We start from the raw sequence: 16,889 nt of genomic DNA, 5'->3' as shown, positions 1-16,889 counted from the left end.
TAGGATTGTATGATATTGAAAGATTTACTTCATGCTATTCCAGTTAAGGAATATAAAGGATCGCTAGAAATAGCGGTGTCTGGACTGTGTTTTGATTCGCGTGCGGTGGAACCGGATACGCTGTTCGTGGCGGTTCGCGGAACGCATACCGATGGTCATTTATTTATTGATAAAGCCATTGCTTTGGGCGCAAGTTGCGTTTTGGTAGAAGAATGGCCGGATCACATTTTAAATCATATTACTTATTTGTTGGTCGATGATTCATCCTACGTTTTAGGATTGTTGGCTGCTAACTTTTACGATAATCCTTCACAGCAATTGAAATTGGTTGGTGTGACGGGAACGAATGGTAAAACCACCGTGGCTACTTTGCTGTACAATTTATTTGTCGCTTTGGGCTATCAGGTCGGATTATTATCAACAGTAGAAAATCGTTTGGCGGGAGAAGTTTTGCCAACAACACATACTACGCTTGATCCAATTTCTTTAAATCGTTTGCTTCGTCAAATGGTGGATGCAGGTTGTGATTATTGCTTTATGGAAGTGAGCTCGCACGCGGTGGTACAACAACGTATCGCTGGATTGCGGTTTGCTGGCGGAATTTTCACAAACATTACGCACGATCACCTCGATTTCCACGGAACATTCGACAATTACATCAAAGCTAAAAAGCAATTCTTTGATAACCTCGATCGTTATGCATTTGCGCTGACGAACGTCGATGATAAAAATGGGAATGTGATGTTGCAAAATACCGTAGCACATCAAAAATCTTTCGGACTGAAAGGTTTGGCCGATTTTAAGGCACGAATTGTTGAAAGTCATTTCGATGGTATGTTGCTGCATATTGATGGGCAAGATGTATGGGTAAAATTGGTGGGGCACTTCAATGCCTACAATTTATTAGCGGTTTACGGCGCTGCTATTCTATTGGAGCAAGAAACGATGAAAGTACTGACGGCGATTAGTGATATCGTTGGAGCAGAAGGTCGTTTTGAAGCGTTGACATCGCCACAAGGGCAAATCGGTATTGTGGATTATGCGCATACGCCGGATGCGGTGGAAAATGTACTGGAAACGGTGCATGGCTTGCGCCAATCGGGGCAGCAAATTATCACCGTAATCGGTTGCGGCGGCGATCGTGATAAAGCGAAACGTCCGACTATGGCGAAGGTGGCGGCTTTGAAAAGCGATACGGTAATTCTTACTTCGGACAATCCGCGTAGCGAAGATCCGTTGCAAATCATCCGTGAAATGGAAGCGGGTATTCCGGCAGATAAACGCAAGGCGGTATTCAGCATTGCGGATCGTCGAGAAGCTATTCGTGCAGCATGTCATTTGGCACAGCCGGGCGACATCATCGTGATCGCAGGAAAAGGACACGAAAAATATCAAGATATCAACGGTGTGAAACACCATTTTGACGATAAGGAACAATTAGCTAGCGCATTTAACGAGCAATAAGAGGGATGTTATATTATTTATTTACTTGGCTAAACGAGCATGTGCATATTCCTGGAGCGGGTTTGTTCCAGTATATCTCTTTCCGTACAGCGATGGCGGTGATCACTTCACTGATCATTACTACGGTATTCGGTAGCCGCCTTATTCGCTTGTTGCATCGCAAGCAAGTTGGAGAAACCGTTCGCGATTTGGGATTGGACGGCGAGAAACAAAAACAAGGTACGCCGACAATGGGCGGTTTGATCATTATCGCCGGTATTTTGATTCCGACTTTACTTTTCGCAAAACTGGATAACATCTACGTCATCATCCTAATTATAACCACCATTTGGATGGGAGCAATTGGGTTTTTAGATGATTATATTAAAGTTTTCAAAAAGAATAAGGAAGGTTTGGCTGGACGCTTCAAAGTTATCGGTCAAATCGGTTTAGGTGTTTTTATTGCAGTGACGATGTATTTTCATCCAAGTATTTTGGTGCGTGAGCAGGTTACTAATCCAACATCTTCTGTTCCAGTTGCCGTGGTCATTAATCCATCAACGGGAGAAAAAACTTACGTGGAGGATGTTAAATCAACAAAGACGAACATCCCATTCTATAAGAATAACGAGTTCGATTATGCGAAAGCATTAAGCTTTTTGGGTTTATCGGGAACTTGGGTTTCTTTCGGAGTGATTCTTTTGGTGATCGTGTTTATCGTAACAGCGGTTTCGAACGGAGCGAATATTACGGACGGAATTGACGGTTTAGCGACGGGAACCTCGGCTATTATGGGGATTACATTAGCGATTCTTGCCTACGTTTCCGGTAACGTGATTTTCTCGGATTACCTTAATATTATGTACATCCCGAATTCTAGTGAGCTGGTAATTTTTGCCGGAGCATTCATTGGTGCTTGTACAGGTTTTCTGTGGTATAACGCTTATCCGGCGCAGGTTTTCATGGGCGATACCGGAAGTTTGATGATCGGCGGAGTAATCGCAGCATTTGCTATTTTGATTCGTAAAGAATTGTTGATTCCAGTGCTTTGTGGAGTTTTCTTAATCGAAAATCTGTCGGTAATAATGCAGGTGTCGTATTTCAAATACACGAAAAAGCGGTTTGGCGAAGGTCGACGTATTTTCTTGATGTCGCCATTGCATCACCATTATCAGAAAAAGGGTTATCACGAATCGAAGATTGTGACGCGTTTTGTGATCGTTTCGATCATGCTGGCGATTTTGACCATCGTAACATTAAAAGTGAGATAGATGCCGAATATCCAACATAGCTATTATCCGCAATCCGGTCGCGTTGTCATCTTAGGTGGTGGCGAGAGCGGTGTTGGCGCAGCTATTCTAGCGAGCGATAAAGGATTCGATGTGTTCTTGTCGGATATGGGTGCGTTGGCAGAAGCTTACAAAGAAACCTTGCAGCAGGAGCAAATTCCTTTTGAAGAAGGACAGCATACCGAAGAACTGATTTTAAATGCTGATTTGGTGATCAAAAGTCCGGGGATTCCGGAAAAAGCGCCTTTGATTCAGCAGTTGCGCAAAACGAACATTCCAATGATTTCGGAAATCGAATTCGCTGCACAATATACTGATGCAACATTGGTGTGCATCACAGGATCAAATGGAAAGTCAACGACAACGATGTTGACGTACGATATCTTTCGTCACGCAGGAACGAATGTAGGTGTCGCCGGAAACATAGGACAGAGTTTTGCGCTACAAGTTGCGCGTGAAAAGCACGATATCTATGTGTTGGAATTATCCAGTTTTATGTTGGATGATATGCATCATTTCCGCGCAAATATTGCCATTCTGCTGAATATCACGCCGGATCACTTGGATCGCTATAACTACGACATGAATCTGTATGTCGATTCTAAGTTTCGCATTATCCAAAATCAGCAAGCGGAAGATTATTTCATCTACTGCGCGGACGATGAAGAGATTGTAAAAGGCTTGGAACGCCATCAAACTGCCGCAATGGCATTGCCATTTACGCAGGAAGATACGACGGCAATTGCGCAAGGCGCTTATATAGACGAACAAAAGAAATTAATCATTAACATACCTAAACGGGAAACATTTACGATGAATATTGAAGAATTATCACTCCAAGGCAAGCACAATGTGTACAACAATTCTGCTGCAGGATTAGCGGCTAAAGCGCAACAATTGCGCAATAGCGCGATGAAGGAAAGTATGCAGTCCTACGTCAATATTGCACATCGTTTAGAGCATGTGGCTTGTATCGGTGGCGTTACTTACATCAACGATTCAAAAGCGACGAATGTCAATTCCGTTTGGTATGCATTGGAAAGTTTCTCGCCGGATATCGTTTTGATCATGGGTGGTGTGGACAAAGGAAATGATTACGATATGTTGCGCGATCTTGTGAAAAGCAAAGTTAAGGCGATTATCTGCATCGGTAAAAATAATGGTCGTATTCACGAAGCATTTGAGTCGGACACGGAAGTGATTGTAAACAGTGCGTCGATGGGTGATGCAGTAGAAATCGCTTCACACATTGCGAAAAAGGGAGATACCGTATTGTTATCGCCAGCTTGTGCAAGTTTCGATTGGTTCAAAAACTACGAAGATCGTGGCGATCAGTTCAAAGATGCTGTAATGGCATTGTAGCATTTAAACAAATAAGCGATGTCAGTAGAACAGTTATTTTCAAAACTCAAAGGAGACAAATGGATCTGGATAATCGTGATTATCCTTTCCGGATGGTCTTTGCTGGCGGTTTACAGCTCGGTGGGAACTTTGGCTTACAAAGAAGGAAAAGGTACGGAGTTGTATCTCTTTAAACACTTTGCCATCATCGCTGTCGGATTGGTTTTGATGTACCTGTCGCACAAATTGGATTATCGCTATTATGCCGGAATCTCTAAAATGTTAATGATTATTACGATTCCATTGTTATTAGCGACGTTGATTTTTGGTGATTCGATCAACCAAGCGAATCGATGGTTGACAATTCCTGTCATCAATCAATCGTTTCAAACCTCCGATTTGGCCAAGCTGGCACTGATTACTTTCTTGGCGCGTATGCTTTCGCGCAAGCAAGAAGAGATTAAAGATGTAAAGAAATCGTTTTTGCCCATTATGGGTTCCGTTTGTGCGGTTTTCGTACTGATCGCGGTCGCAAATATGTCGACAGCGGTGATGCTTTTCGGTGTTAGCGTATTGTTGCTGCTTATCGGTCGGATTTCTTTCAAGCAAATTGCAATCGTGTGCGTTGGATGTGGGATTCTATTAGTTTTGGTCGCGGTATTGGGTCCGCGTCGCGCAACATATATCAGTCGTTTCGAAGGTTTCTTTAAAACCGAAGAAGTGATCAACGGGAGCGGTGGTGTTTCTTTTCAAGAAGATAAAAACTACCAAGCTAACAACTCCAAAATTGCGATTGCAACGGGAGGTTTTTTTGGTAAAGGTTGGGGAAATAGCGTACAACGCAACGTCCTACCTCACCCATATTCGGATTTTATCTTCGCGATCATTATCGAAGAATACGGTACGATCGGCGGATTTGTGCTACTCAGTTTATACTTGGCATTGATGTATCGGATTATCCGAATCGTGACATTGAGTCCACGCGCCTTCGGTGCATTCTTGGCAGCGGGTTTGGGCTTTAGTTTAACGATTCAGGCATTAGCAAATATGGCAGTTGCCGTTGGATTAGGTCCGGTTACGGGTGTTCCACTTCCGCTGGTAAGTATGGGTGGTACGTCGATTCTATTTACGAGCGTGGCTTTGGGAATTATTCTCAGCGTGAGTCGTAACGTGGAAGAATTGAAAAATAGAGAAGAATTAGATGAAATACCTGTACCAAAACGTGTGGTAGTAGGAACTATTTAATAATAAAACTTGATGGCAAATAAGATAATCATAAGTGGCGGCGGAACGGGAGGACATATCTTCCCTGCGATTGCGATTGCAAACGCTTTGCGTCAGCTGCAACCTGATATCGAAATCTTATTTGTCGGTGCGCAGGGCAAGATGGAAATGGAGCGCGTGCCAGCCGCAGGATACGAAATCGTCGGATTGCATATTCAAGGCTTCAACCGCCAAGCGATGTGGAAGAATGTGCTATTGCCATTCCGATTGCTTGGAAGCTTGTGGAAAGCGAGAAAAGTGCTGAAGGATTTCGGCGCGAAAGCTGCAGTTGGTGTTGGCGGTTACGCTTCCGGTCCGTTGTTGATAATGGCCAATATGATGGGCATTCCAACTTTGGTGCAAGAGCAAAACTCGTACGCCGGATTGACGAACAAGCGTTTGGGTGAAAAAGCAAAGAAGATTTGCGTGGCCTATGAAAATATGGATCGCTTCTTTCCAAAGGATCGCATTCTGTTAACGGGAAATCCAATTCGTCGTTCCTCGGTGCAAATTGAAGGAAAGCGTGAGGAAGCGATTAATGCGTTTGGCCTTGATCTAAGCAAGAAAACGGTATTAGTTACGGGCGGTAGTTTAGGGGCGAAAACGTTGAATGATTGCGTACTTGAAGGGTTGGATAAATTGATGGATGCGGGCGTGCAAGTGATTTGGCAGTGTGGTGGCTTTTACCACGAAGCATTGACTGAAAAACTAGCGGACAAACTACCGGATTCGGTGAAGATGTTGCCATTTTTGGAGCGCATGGATTATGCATACGCAGCAGCAGATTTTATTGTTGCTCGCGCCGGAGCCGGAACTATTTCTGAGCTCGCCGTAATTGGCAAGCCCGTAGTATTGGTTCCATCGCCAAATGTGGCGGATGATCACCAAACTAAAAACGCATTGGCGTTGGCGGACAAGAAAGCGGCGATTATGGTGTCGGATATGAGTGCGAGTATCCACTTGGTGGATGAATTGATAAAATTGATAAATGACGAAGCTTCGGCTTACGAGTTAGGACAACGTATTAGTGAGTTTGCGCTTCCTGATGCGGATACGGTAATTGCCCAAGAGGTGTTAAAGTTAATAAAGTAAAAGATGCATATCGATCAGATTAAAACGGTTTACTTATTAGGGATTGGCGGAATCGGCATGAGCGGATTAGCGCGCTATTTCCATCGCTTGGGCTGCGCAGTTTCCGGCTACGATAAAACGGAAACCGAACTAACGCAAGCTTTAGTTTCTGAGGGAATCGAAGTGATTTATCAGGATGATGTTAATGCATTGCCTGTGTCATTAGCAGCGCCAAAAGATGATGTTTTGATCATCTTCACGCCGGCGGTTCCTGTCGATTTGAAACTTAAAAACACCTTGATTGAACGCGGATTCACGTTGTACAAACGGTCCCAAGTTTTAGGGTTTATCAGTTCGAGTCGCTTTACGATTGGCGTTGCTGGTACGCACGGTAAAACAACGACATCAACCATGATCGCGCACGTATTGAAAGATTCGGGATACGATTGCTCCGCATTTTTGGGCGGGATCAGTACGAATTACCAAAGCAATGTGCTTTTCGGAGATAATAACACCGTAGTGGTGGAAGCGGATGAGTTCGATCGCTCATTCTTGACCTTGCATCCAAATATTGCCATCGTTACCTCAGCCGATGCCGATCATCTAGATATTTATGGTGACGCTGCGCATTTGGTAGAGTCATTTGAGTTATATCTGGATCGCGTGGTAGAAGGTGGAACACGAATCGTGAAAACTGGCCTGCCATTTCAAGGCGATTTGTCTTACGCTATGCAGCCGGGAGCGGATGCTTATGCAACGAACGTACACGTGAAAGACGGTGATTTCTATTTTGATTATCAAAGCGAAAGTTTGCAGTTGACTGATATTCGCTTAGGAATTCCGGGATTGCATAACATCGAAAATGCAGTTTCTGCAATTACTGTAGCCCATTTGTTGGGTATATCCGGAGATAAAATTGTAGCAGCGCTTGCATCGTTCAAAGGTGTAAAGCGCCGTTTCGAATATGTCGTTAAGCAATCGAATGCGGTGTATATCGACGATTATGCGCATCACCCGGAAGAGCTACGTGCGTTCTTGACGTCGATGCGCAAATTGTATCCGAACAAGAAACTGACCGTCATCTTCCAACCGCATTTGTTTACACGTACGCGTGATTTCGTGGATGGTTTTGCGGAGGTTTTGGCTATGGCGGATGAATTGTTGTTAATGGAGATTTATCCTGCACGCGAAAAGCCAATCGAAGGAGTGGATTCTTCTTGGTTATTGAATAAAATTGATTTAGTAGATAAAAGAATTGTTTCGCCGGAAGAAGTGTTGAAGGTCGTAGAATCCGAAAAGCCGGAATTGATTGTGACGGTAGGAGCTGGCGATATTGATCGTTTAGTAAAACCTTTAAAGCAAATTTTGACGCATGCTTAAGCAGTTGAAAAATATCCCATGGCGTTTGCTTGGATCGATCACGCTCGTGCTTATCGGTGTGGTCGGCGTGGTGATGTTGATGGGATTGGTGCGTAAAAAGGATGCTTCACAAACCTGCACGGCACTGCAGATTTTTGTGGAAGGTAAGGAAACGTTTATCGATCAGGCGGATATTACAGCGATCATTCAAAACCAATTTGGGCAGGTAATTGGGCGTCAGTTGCAAGATATTCCATTGCATAAAATTGAGAAAGCGCTAACTGCATTGCCGTATGTTTCGCAAGCCGGTATTTATGTGGATATCGATGGTGCGATGCGTGTTACAGTGCAGCAACGCGCGATTTTACTTCGAGTAATCAATCGAGTTGGTCAAGAATTCTACGTGGATACCGAAGGGAAGAAGATTCCTACCACATTAAAATATGTTCCGCATACGATCGTAGCGAACGGAAATATCCGTGAATCGTTTGGGAAGCCTTTGCAACCAGTAGAATCGCAAGTGGTGGATGATTTGGCAACGATTGTGCGCCACATCAACCAAAGCGAACTTTGGAGCAACCAAGTCGTACAACTTTATGTTAACGATAATGGCGATATCGAATTGGTGCCACGCGTTGGCGATCAGGATTTGATCTTAGGAAATGCGGAGAATTTGGATGATAAACTTCGCCGATTCGAAATTTTCTATCAGAAAATCTTACCGCGTGTAGGAACAGAAGCCTATAGCAAGGTGAACGTAAAATACGCGGATCAAATCATCTGCGAACGATATGGAGACTGGTTTATCGACAGTTTGCAGATGAAAATGAATAAATTATAATACGGAATTACACAGAAATACACAGCATATGAAACCAAAATTTACAGAACTCGAAAAAGAAAATCCAATCGTCGTTGGGTTGGACATCGGTACGACAAAGATCTGCGTCACCGTAGGTCGCCGTAGTGGAAGCACGAAGGTGGAGCTATTGGGCGTAGGAAAAGCCGAGTCTGCTGGGGTGAGCCGGGGGGTAGTCGCCAATATCCAGAAGACTGTGGATAGCATTCGCGAAGCGGTTTCCATCGCAGAAGGCCAATCGAATGTCGATATCAAAGTGGTTAGCGTGGGTATCGCCGGGCAACACATCAAAAGTATTCAGCACCGCGGTATCGTAACTCGTAACGACGATGACGAAATCGGGCGCGAAGATGTACAGCGTCTGATCTCTGATATGTACAAATTGGTCTTGCCTCCAGGAGAAGAAATCATCCACGTATTGCCACAAGAATTCACGATCGACAACGAGCCGGGAATTAAGGAGCCGATTGGAATGGCAGGCAGACGTGTGGAAGCAAATTTCCACATTATCTCTGGTCGCGTTACCGACATTAAAAACATTAAGCGTTGTGTAGATAATTCTGATTTGGAAGTGTCCGAATTGATCCTTGAGCCATTGGCATCATCTGAAGCTGTGTTAGATGAAGAGGAAAAAACGGCGGGCGTTGTATTGGTAGATATTGGGGGCGGTACTACTGATGTTGCGATCTTCCACGAAGGAATCATTCGTCATACTGCTGTTATTCCACTGGGCGGAAATATCGTTACGGAAGATATTCGTCAAGGGTGTTCGGTGTTGCGTAATCAGGCGGAGCAATTGAAAGTGCGCTATGGTTCTGCTTTGGCTGACGAAAACAAAGAAAACGAGGTCATCTGTGTACCTGGTATTCGCGGTCGCGAAGCGAAAGAAATTTCCGTAAAAAACCTTGCCTACATCATTCAGGCGCGTATGGAGGAAATCATTGAGCACGTGCATTATGAAATTAAATCATCCGGTTACGAGGATAAGTTGATTGCCGGAATCGTGATCACTGGTGGTGGCGCGCAATTGAAACATCTAGTTCAATTGGTAGAATATGTTACCGGAATTGATTGCCGTATCGGTTATCCGAATGAATATTTGGCTAAAACAGATATGTTGAATAAGCAAGCTTTTGATGAATTGAAAAGTCCGCTTTACGCGACAGGTATTGGTTTGTTGATTAAGGGAATTCAGGAGATCGAAGAAGGCGAAAAACGCGAACAAGAAAAGATTGCAAAAGTGGGCGGTGGGCCACGTGCTAAGTCCAGCGTAAAAGTAAGCGATATCGCCAGCGATCAAGGCAGAAAAGAAGGTTGGTTGACTCGAATTTTAGGCAATTGGATTACCGATGGAGAAGATATCGACAACGATACATTTATCGGGAAAAAGTAATTTATTAACATCGGGCGATTTTTTCCACAATTTGATAAATGTGGAAAACTCTTGTGGAGAAATTGTTAATATTACATAAGGATTAGCGGAAGAAAATTCTTGTTGCAACAGGTTGATTTAAAAGGAAATAGGTAATTAGATATGTCGATACAATTTGAAATGTTGAAAGAGCAGTCATCTATCATCAAAGTAGTTGGTGTAGGTGGCGGTGGTGGTAATGCCGTAAACCACATGTATAAGCAGGGGATTAGTGGGGTTGATTTTATTATATGTAATACGGATGCACAAGCATTGGAGTTGAGTCCGATCCCAAACAAAGTCCAGTTAGGCGCAAGCTTGACCGAAGGGATGGGTGCTGGAGCAGATCCAGATGTGGGCGAAAATTCAGCAATAGAAAGTATCGAAGATATCAAACGGATGTTAGGTACCAATACCAAAATGCTTTTTATTACGGCAGGTATGGGTGGTGGTACCGGGACAGGTGCTAGTCCGGTATTAGCAAAAGCTGCTAAGGAAATGGGTATCCTAACCGTAGCAATAATTACTACACCATTTACTTTTGAAGGTAAACGTCGTAAATCACAGGCAGAAGAGGGGTTAGGTGAGTTACGCAAATATGTGGATTCTTACTTAGTTATTTCTAATGATCGCTTGCGTGAGATTTTCGGAAATCTAACGATGACGGCAGCTTTTGCCAAAGCAGATGATATTTTAACTACTGCTGCTAAAGGTATTGCAGAGATTATCACTATTCCTGGTTACGTGAACGTCGATTTCAAAGATGTACGTACCGTGATGAATGATAGCGGTGTAGCAATTATGGGTAATGCGGTTGCTAGCGGCGATGAACGTGCGCTGGACGCAGTTACTGGTGCTTTGGCATCACCGTTATTGAAAGACAATGAAATTGAAGGAGCACGTTATATCCTTTTAAATATTACCTCCGGCTCTAAAGAAGTAACCATGGATGAAGTATCGATCATCACGGATTACATTCAAGAAAAAGCGGGTCTTTCTGCAGATCTTATTTGGGGTAACTGTATTGATGAAGCCATGGGCGATGATCTTTCCGTTACTATTATTGCTACTGGTTTTCAAACCAGCGAAGAGCGCGTAAAGGAAAAAGAAAAGGAAAAGATTGCGCACAATTTGACGCCTGATGATTCCAAATCTGTTTTCGTTAAACCTGTTTCACAAAATCAATTTGCTGCAAAACCGACGTACACAGAACCTGTTGTAAAACCGGTTGGAGTGACAGCGCCGGAAGGACAAGAATCTATTCAACAGACGGACTTGTTTAATGCAAACCAAGCTGGTCGTCCTTTTATAACGGCACCTGTGGGTCAACCAACAGCAGCACCTGCTTCTCAGCCTCGCCATACGCCAGAAAACGAAGCACACGTGGTTCGTCATACGTTGGATTTGAATGAGCAAGAGTTGGAAGAGCCGGAAGCGGAAGATAATCATGGTTTTGAATTGAAAACATCGCCTTCGATGTTCGAGTTTAAAGTGCCTACTGTTTTTGATTCGTATCAACAACCTGCGGCGCAGCCATCTTACGAGCAACAGCCAACTTCTTATCCGCAACAGAATCAACCAACGCAAGCGCCACAAAATAGCTATAGTCAGCCATATCAAGCGCCTGTTCAGAACAGCTTCCAAGCGCCAGCAGCTTTAGAAGAAGCGAAAGCGGAAGAAGCAAATTTCGAAGATCAATTGATGAAAACCAAAGAGCGTATCTTACGTTTGAAGGAATTGAGTATGAAATTACGTTCAACAAACGGCTTGCAAGAAATGGAGAACGAACCGGCTTATAAGAGAAAACAAAAATCTTTGGACGATGTGCCACATTCTTCGCAATCTCAAGTTTCTCGCTTCACTTTATCGTTTGATAGCGGCGAAACAGAAATTCGTCCGAATAACTCGTTTTTACACGATAACGTCGATTAATCGATCAACAGATATTTCAAACAGCTTCCTTACCGAAGCTGTTTTTTTGTATGCATACGGCTCAAGTCTTTTGAAAAAAATGGCTAAGTTTGCCTAAATAATAACCACGTTAGAAAGGTCGCTTTTTAGATCGCCATCTTGTCCAAACAGTAAGCGCTAAAAGCCCTAATAACATCGAATACGATATATATGAAACAATCTCTGCTTTTAAATGGAGCTAAGTTTGACATCACCTTGCAGCGACTGTGCCAGCAGTTGATCGAGAATCATGGCGATTTTAGTGAAACAGTGATTATTGGTGTGCAACCGCGCGGACCATTTATGGCAAATCGCCTTCGGCAAGAGATCAAGAAAATGTCTGGACACGATGTGCAAACCGGCGCATTGGATATTACTTTTCATCGAGATGATTTCCGGATCAAAGGATCGAGCCCTTTGCAGGCAAATCGTACGGATATCGACTTTTTAGTCGATAATAAAGCGGTTGTTTTTGTGGACGATGTGCTTTGGACCGGAAGAACAATTCGTTCCGCGATGGATGCTGTGCAATCATTCGGCCGCGCCAAGAAAATTGAATTAATGGTTTTGGTTGATCGTCGCTTTTCTCGTCAATTGCCGATTGAGCCGGATTATATCGGTATTCAAGTTGATTCCATTGATGCTCAAAAGGTCATTGTGAGTTGGAAAGAAGCCGATGATCAAGAAGACAGCATCGTCCTTATCACCGAAGAAAAATAACGCGTATACAGATATATAAATTCCATGTCTACCACAGAACAATTAAGCACCCGTCACCTTCTAGGAATAAAAGATCTTAACGAGCAAGATATAGCACTGATTTTGGATACAGCATCCAATTTTAAAGACGTGCTAAATCGTCCTATCAAGAAAGTTCCATCGTTGAGGGATATTACCATTGCAAACGTTTTTTTCGAAAACTCTACGCGTACCAGATTATCTTTTGAATTAGCTGAAAAACGCCTTTCTGCGGATACAATTAATTTCGCAGCTTCATCGTCCTCGGTAAGCAAAGGCGAAACATTGATTGACACGGTGAACAATATTTTGGCCATGAAAGTGGATATGATCGTGATGCGTCATCCATATGCCGGAGCTGGGGTTTTCTTAAGTCGTCATATTGACGCGCAGATCGTAAACGCGGGCGACGGTGCACACGAACATCCGACACAAGCACTGTTGGATTCGTTTTCAATCCGTGAACGTTTAGGTGATGTCGCGGGAAAGAAAGTTGCCATCATTGGAGATATTTTGCATTCTCGTGTTGCGTTATCGAACATTCTCTGTTTGCAAAAGCAAGGAGCAGAGGTGATGGTTTGTGGTCCGACTACTTTAATTCCCAAGTATATCAGTTCGCTCGGCGTAAAGGTGGAGCATGATTTGATGAAAGCATTGAATTGGTGTGATGTGGCTAATATGTTACGCATTCAGCTCGAACGTCAGGATATTGCTTACTTTCCGTCGCTTCGCGAATATTCTATGCTATATGGCCTTAATAAGGAGATATTAGATAGTTTAAATAAGGAAATCGTTATTATGCATCCCGGCCCAATAAATCGAGGTGTGGAAATTACCTCCGATGTCGCAGACAGCGATCATTCAATCATTTTGGATCAGGTTGAAAATGGCGTAGCAGTCAGGATGGCAGTGCTTTACCTATTAGCTGGCAAGCGCGGTTAATCCATCTGTTAAAATATCGTTAAAAATGGTGTTTATGCACCAATGTTAATAACTTTTGAGGAAAACCTAAAGGGGAACTTCTATTTTCGTATGTTGATGGAGGCTGTTCGTTTCTGCGGAGAAGTCAACTACGGAAGGCCATCATTGTAATGATGAAACACGTGTATCCAATAAATAGTAGCATTCGTTAAATATGTACAATAAAATATATCAAGTCGGTGTAGCTTTATGCTTGATGGGGACATCTGCTATGGCGCAGCAAACTGCTTGGCAAGATGTGAATCGAGCATACAAATCGGGTTTAGAATTGTATGAGCGTGGCAAGTTTAGTTCAGCCGCGAAGCAATTCGATAAGGCAGAGGAAGTTCGTACTAAATCTACATTGCAATTGGATGAAACGCAAGAGCTCTCGCTTTTGAAAGAGAACATCCGTTATTACCAAGCGGTGTGTGCATTGGAGTTGGAAGAAACCAATGCTGAAAGCTTATTTTTAAAATATATCCGCGATTTTCCTTCGAGTCCAAATTCTAAAGCGGCAAATTTCCAGATCGGTAAGTTTTACTACGAAAGACAGGAATTTGAAAAAGCGATAGAATGGTTTACACGTATTGATAGCAAAAGCTTAGCGGGCGCTGAGAACACGGAATATCGGTTCAAACTGGCTTACGCGCAGTTCATGATCAAAGATTATGAATCTTCCAAACCGGTATTCGACGAATTAAAAAATAGAAATTCTGCTTATCAAGAAGCGGCGATCTATTATTCGGCATATCTAAGCTATCTGAACTCGGAATATAAAACCGCGTTAAACGATTTCGAACGTTTGAAGGGTTCTAAAACCTATGAGAATAGCTATCCGTACTACATCACAGCGCTTTATTTCTTAGATAAGCGTTATGATGAAGTCTTAGCGTATGCCTTGCCTATTCTGCAAAATACTAAGCAGGAGAGCGAAACGGAGATGTTCCGTATTATCGCTGCAACCTATTTTATTAAAGGTGATTTAGATAAATCAAAACAGTATTACGACAGATTCCAAGCTGGGGACAAAGGTCAAACCCAAAATAATCAAGATAGCTACCAGATTGGTTATATCAACTACAAGTTGGGTAACTATGAACGTGCGATTGAGGAATTAGAGAAATTGGACGATCCCGATGCGTACTATCAAAGTGCGATGATCACTTTGGGCGATGCATTCATCAAAACCAATAACAAGCAAAGTGCGAGAAATGCATTTTTCCGTGCATCGAAGTTAGATTTTGATCCACAATTGAAAGAAGAAGGTTTATTCAATTATGCGAAGCTTTCTTACGAGTTGGAATTCCACCAAGTCGCTTTGGATGCGGTGCAAGAATACCTGACCACATACGGCAATTCTCGCCGTAGCGAAGAAGCAAAAACATTATTGGCGGAGGTCCTTTTAGGAACGAAAAATTATCGTGCAGCTGTTGATGTTTTGGAAGGCATTAACCGCAGTAGCCGCGAAGCAAAAGCAGCCTACCAAAAGGTAACGTATTATCGCGGTCTAGAATACTACAACGAACGAGCTTTTGAAAATGGTATTTCCATGTTCATGCGTTCGGAGGAGAATCGTTACGACGAAGAGATCTATGCATTATCGGTTTATTGGAAAGCGGAAGCGATGTACGAAGTGCGCAAGTACAAAGAAGCAACAGCAAACTTCAACAAATTCTTGCAACTGCCTGCAGCGCGTAATACGGATGTTTATCATTATGCGAACTACGCATTAGCGTATGCTGCATTCCGTAACGACAACTACAGCACCGCGGCAAATTATTTCGAGCGTTTCTTATCGGGAGCGCAACGCGATGGAATCGACGCGAATACACGTAATGATGCAATCGCTCGCGCTGCGGATTCCTATTTCGGAACGAAAAATTATGGTCGCGCAATGAATTACTACGATCGCTTGATCAGCAGTAATGCACAAAGCCAAGATTACGCATTATTCCAACGCGGGATTATTCAAGGTTTGCAAGGCAATAGCCAAGCAAAAGTGGCTACGTTGAATTCGGTAATCCAAAAATACCCGAACTCCAACTATGCAGATGATGTAGCGTTCGAGATTCCGTATACTTATTTCTTGTTAGGTCAATACGATCAAGCGATTTCCGGATTGCAAAAGATGGTGGATCAATATCCAAGAAGTAGTTATGTGCCACGTGCTTTAGTGACGATTGGTTTGGTTCAGTACAATCAGGATAATCGTGATGCTGCATTAGCGACTTTTCAGCGTGTAGTTAGTCAATATCCAACGACCGATGAAGCGAAACAGTCATTAGCATCTATCGAAAACATCTATTTGGATAAAAATGATGCTGGCGGTTATATCCGTTATGCGACAAGCACCAACATCGGGGATTTGAGCACGGCGGAGCAAGATGGACATACGTTCTCGGTTGCACGTACACTATTCGATCGTGGTAATTGGCAAGGTGCCGTGGAAGCAATCAATGCGTATTTTGATAAGTTTCCGAAACCAATCCATGAGAAACATGCTCGTTTCATCCGTGGAGAAAGTTACGCGCAGTTGCGTAAAGACAAAGAGGCATTGCATGATTTCAATATCATCATGAACGATTGGACAAGTGCTTACACCGAGAGAACGTTGCTGAGTGTTGCGCGTTTGCATATTCGCAACAAAGCGTACAATGAAGCGGTTCAAGTATTGAAAAAACTGGAATTAACGTCAGAATACAAAGAAAATTACGGTTGGGCAGTCAATAATTTATTGATCAGTTATTACAACATCAATGATTATGCAGAAACGTTAAACTACGCAAACATCATCAAAGGATACGAGAAATCTTCGGAAGAAGAAATCGCTCGTGCTAGTTTGTATGCTGCTAAAGCTTACCAAGCAACCAACAAAGCGGCGGATGCCACAAAGGAGTTAACCGCTGCTGCGTCGAAATCGAAAACGGCAACTGGAGCGGAAGCAAATTATCTAATTGCGAAGCAACAAGTTCAGGCTAAACAGTGGGATAAGGCAATTAAAACCGCTATGGAAATAGGCGATAAATTCTCTTCGTTCGAGTATTGGGTGGCGAAAGGATTTATTACGATGGCCGAAGCATATCGTGGTAAGGGCGACAACTTTCAAGCGAAGGCAACCTTGGAAAGTGTGATCGACAATTACGACAATGATAAGGACGGTATAGTGAAAGAAGCGAAGGAGTTATTGCAGAAAATTAAATAA

Annotated in this window: 12 protein-coding genes; all 12 read left to right on the top strand. The window is 43.1% G+C overall.

Annotation, left to right across the window (positions count from 1 at the left end):
- Window positions 1–9: 9 nt before the first annotated feature.
- The 12 genes from ACFSQ3_RS01335 to ACFSQ3_RS01280 all read left to right on the top strand — a co-directional run bounded on the left by ACFSQ3_RS01335 (window position 10) and on the right by ACFSQ3_RS01280 (window position 16,889).
- A complete protein-coding gene (locus tag ACFSQ3_RS01335) occupies window positions 10–1,464 on the top strand; it encodes a UDP-N-acetylmuramoyl-L-alanyl-D-glutamate--2,6-diaminopimelate ligase (protein WP_380866824.1) in 1,455 nt (484 codons plus the stop codon).
- 5 nt (window positions 1,465–1,469) lie between these two features.
- Window positions 1,470–2,714, top strand: coding sequence for a phospho-N-acetylmuramoyl-pentapeptide-transferase (mraY, locus tag ACFSQ3_RS01330; RefSeq protein ID WP_380866823.1), 1,245 nt, complete (start codon window positions 1,470–1,472; stop codon window positions 2,712–2,714).
- Window positions 2,715–4,094 carry a UDP-N-acetylmuramoyl-L-alanine--D-glutamate ligase gene (gene murD, locus ACFSQ3_RS01325; protein ID WP_380866821.1) on the top strand — a complete coding sequence of 460 codons (1,380 nt, stop codon included), beginning with the start codon at window positions 2,715–2,717 and terminating at the stop codon, window positions 4,092–4,094. It abuts the gene before it with no gap.
- Window positions 4,095–4,112: 18 nt separating this feature from the next.
- Complete coding sequence (locus tag ACFSQ3_RS01320) at window positions 4,113–5,318, top strand: FtsW/RodA/SpoVE family cell cycle protein (protein ID WP_380866819.1); 1,206 nt, start codon at window positions 4,113–4,115, stop codon at window positions 5,316–5,318.
- Window positions 5,319–5,330: 12 nt separating this feature from the next.
- On the top strand, window positions 5,331–6,428 hold the full coding sequence (gene murG / locus ACFSQ3_RS01315; protein WP_380866818.1) for an undecaprenyldiphospho-muramoylpentapeptide beta-N-acetylglucosaminyltransferase: 1,098 nt from the start codon (window positions 5,331–5,333) through the stop codon (window positions 6,426–6,428).
- Between the two features lie 3 nt (window positions 6,429–6,431).
- Entirely contained in the window at window positions 6,432–7,787 is a 1,356-nt protein-coding gene (gene murC / locus ACFSQ3_RS01310; protein ID WP_380866816.1) for a UDP-N-acetylmuramate--L-alanine ligase, read from the top strand.
- Complete coding sequence (locus tag ACFSQ3_RS01305; protein ID WP_380866815.1) at window positions 7,780–8,607, top strand: cell division protein FtsQ/DivIB; 828 nt, start codon at window positions 7,780–7,782, stop codon at window positions 8,605–8,607. The genes murC and ACFSQ3_RS01305 overlap by 8 nt, the downstream gene beginning before the upstream one ends.
- A gap of 28 nt (window positions 8,608–8,635) precedes the next feature.
- The gene (gene ftsA, locus ACFSQ3_RS01300; protein WP_380866813.1) at window positions 8,636–10,018 is read left to right on the top strand and encodes a cell division protein FtsA; all 1,383 of its coding nucleotides are present in this window, start codon (window positions 8,636–8,638) and stop codon (window positions 10,016–10,018) included.
- 141 nt (window positions 10,019–10,159) lie between these two features.
- Window positions 10,160–11,968, top strand: coding sequence for a cell division protein FtsZ (gene ftsZ, locus ACFSQ3_RS01295; protein ID WP_380866811.1), 1,809 nt, complete (start codon window positions 10,160–10,162; stop codon window positions 11,966–11,968).
- Between the two features lie 189 nt (window positions 11,969–12,157).
- The gene (gene pyrR, locus ACFSQ3_RS01290) at window positions 12,158–12,706 is read left to right on the top strand and encodes a bifunctional pyr operon transcriptional regulator/uracil phosphoribosyltransferase PyrR (protein ID WP_380866810.1); all 549 of its coding nucleotides are present in this window, start codon (window positions 12,158–12,160) and stop codon (window positions 12,704–12,706) included.
- Between the two features lie 24 nt (window positions 12,707–12,730).
- Window positions 12,731–13,666 (top strand): aspartate carbamoyltransferase catalytic subunit, encoded by a 936-nt coding sequence (locus ACFSQ3_RS01285; protein WP_380866809.1) that lies wholly within the window; start codon window positions 12,731–12,733, stop codon window positions 13,664–13,666.
- A gap of 193 nt (window positions 13,667–13,859) precedes the next feature.
- On the top strand, window positions 13,860–16,889 hold the full coding sequence (locus tag ACFSQ3_RS01280; protein WP_380866807.1) for a tetratricopeptide repeat protein: 3,030 nt from the start codon (window positions 13,860–13,862) through the stop codon (window positions 16,887–16,889).

This window comes from Sphingobacterium corticis, from assembly GCF_042684745.1.
Classification (GTDB): Bacteria; Bacteroidota; Bacteroidia; order Sphingobacteriales; family Sphingobacteriaceae; genus Sphingobacterium; species Sphingobacterium corticis.
The sequence above is the reverse complement of the archived record's forward strand: the minus strand, read 5'-3'. Positions and strand labels throughout refer to the sequence as shown.

Excerpts from the sequence above, each read along its gene's own strand:
- ACFSQ3_RS01335 (WP_380866824.1), top strand. The coding sequence starts at position 10 with ATGATATTGAAAGATTTACTTCATGCTATTCCAGTTAAGGAATATAAA.
- mraY (WP_380866823.1), top strand. The coding sequence starts at position 1,470 with ATGTTATATTATTTATTTACTTGGCTAAACGAGCATGTGCATATTCCT.
- murD (WP_380866821.1), top strand. The coding sequence starts at position 2,715 with ATGCCGAATATCCAACATAGCTATTATCCGCAATCCGGTCGCGTTGTC.
- ACFSQ3_RS01320 (WP_380866819.1), top strand. The coding sequence starts at position 4,113 with ATGTCAGTAGAACAGTTATTTTCAAAACTCAAAGGAGACAAATGGATC.
- murG (WP_380866818.1), top strand. The coding sequence starts at position 5,331 with ATGGCAAATAAGATAATCATAAGTGGCGGCGGAACGGGAGGACATATC.
- murC (WP_380866816.1), top strand. The coding sequence starts at position 6,432 with ATGCATATCGATCAGATTAAAACGGTTTACTTATTAGGGATTGGCGGA.
- ACFSQ3_RS01305 (WP_380866815.1), top strand. The coding sequence starts at position 7,780 with ATGCTTAAGCAGTTGAAAAATATCCCATGGCGTTTGCTTGGATCGATC.
- ftsA (WP_380866813.1), top strand. The coding sequence starts at position 8,636 with ATGAAACCAAAATTTACAGAACTCGAAAAAGAAAATCCAATCGTCGTT.
- ftsZ (WP_380866811.1), top strand. The coding sequence starts at position 10,160 with ATGTCGATACAATTTGAAATGTTGAAAGAGCAGTCATCTATCATCAAA.
- pyrR (WP_380866810.1), top strand. The coding sequence starts at position 12,158 with ATGAAACAATCTCTGCTTTTAAATGGAGCTAAGTTTGACATCACCTTG.
- ACFSQ3_RS01285 (WP_380866809.1), top strand. The coding sequence starts at position 12,731 with ATGTCTACCACAGAACAATTAAGCACCCGTCACCTTCTAGGAATAAAA.
- ACFSQ3_RS01280 (WP_380866807.1), top strand. The coding sequence starts at position 13,860 with ATGTACAATAAAATATATCAAGTCGGTGTAGCTTTATGCTTGATGGGG.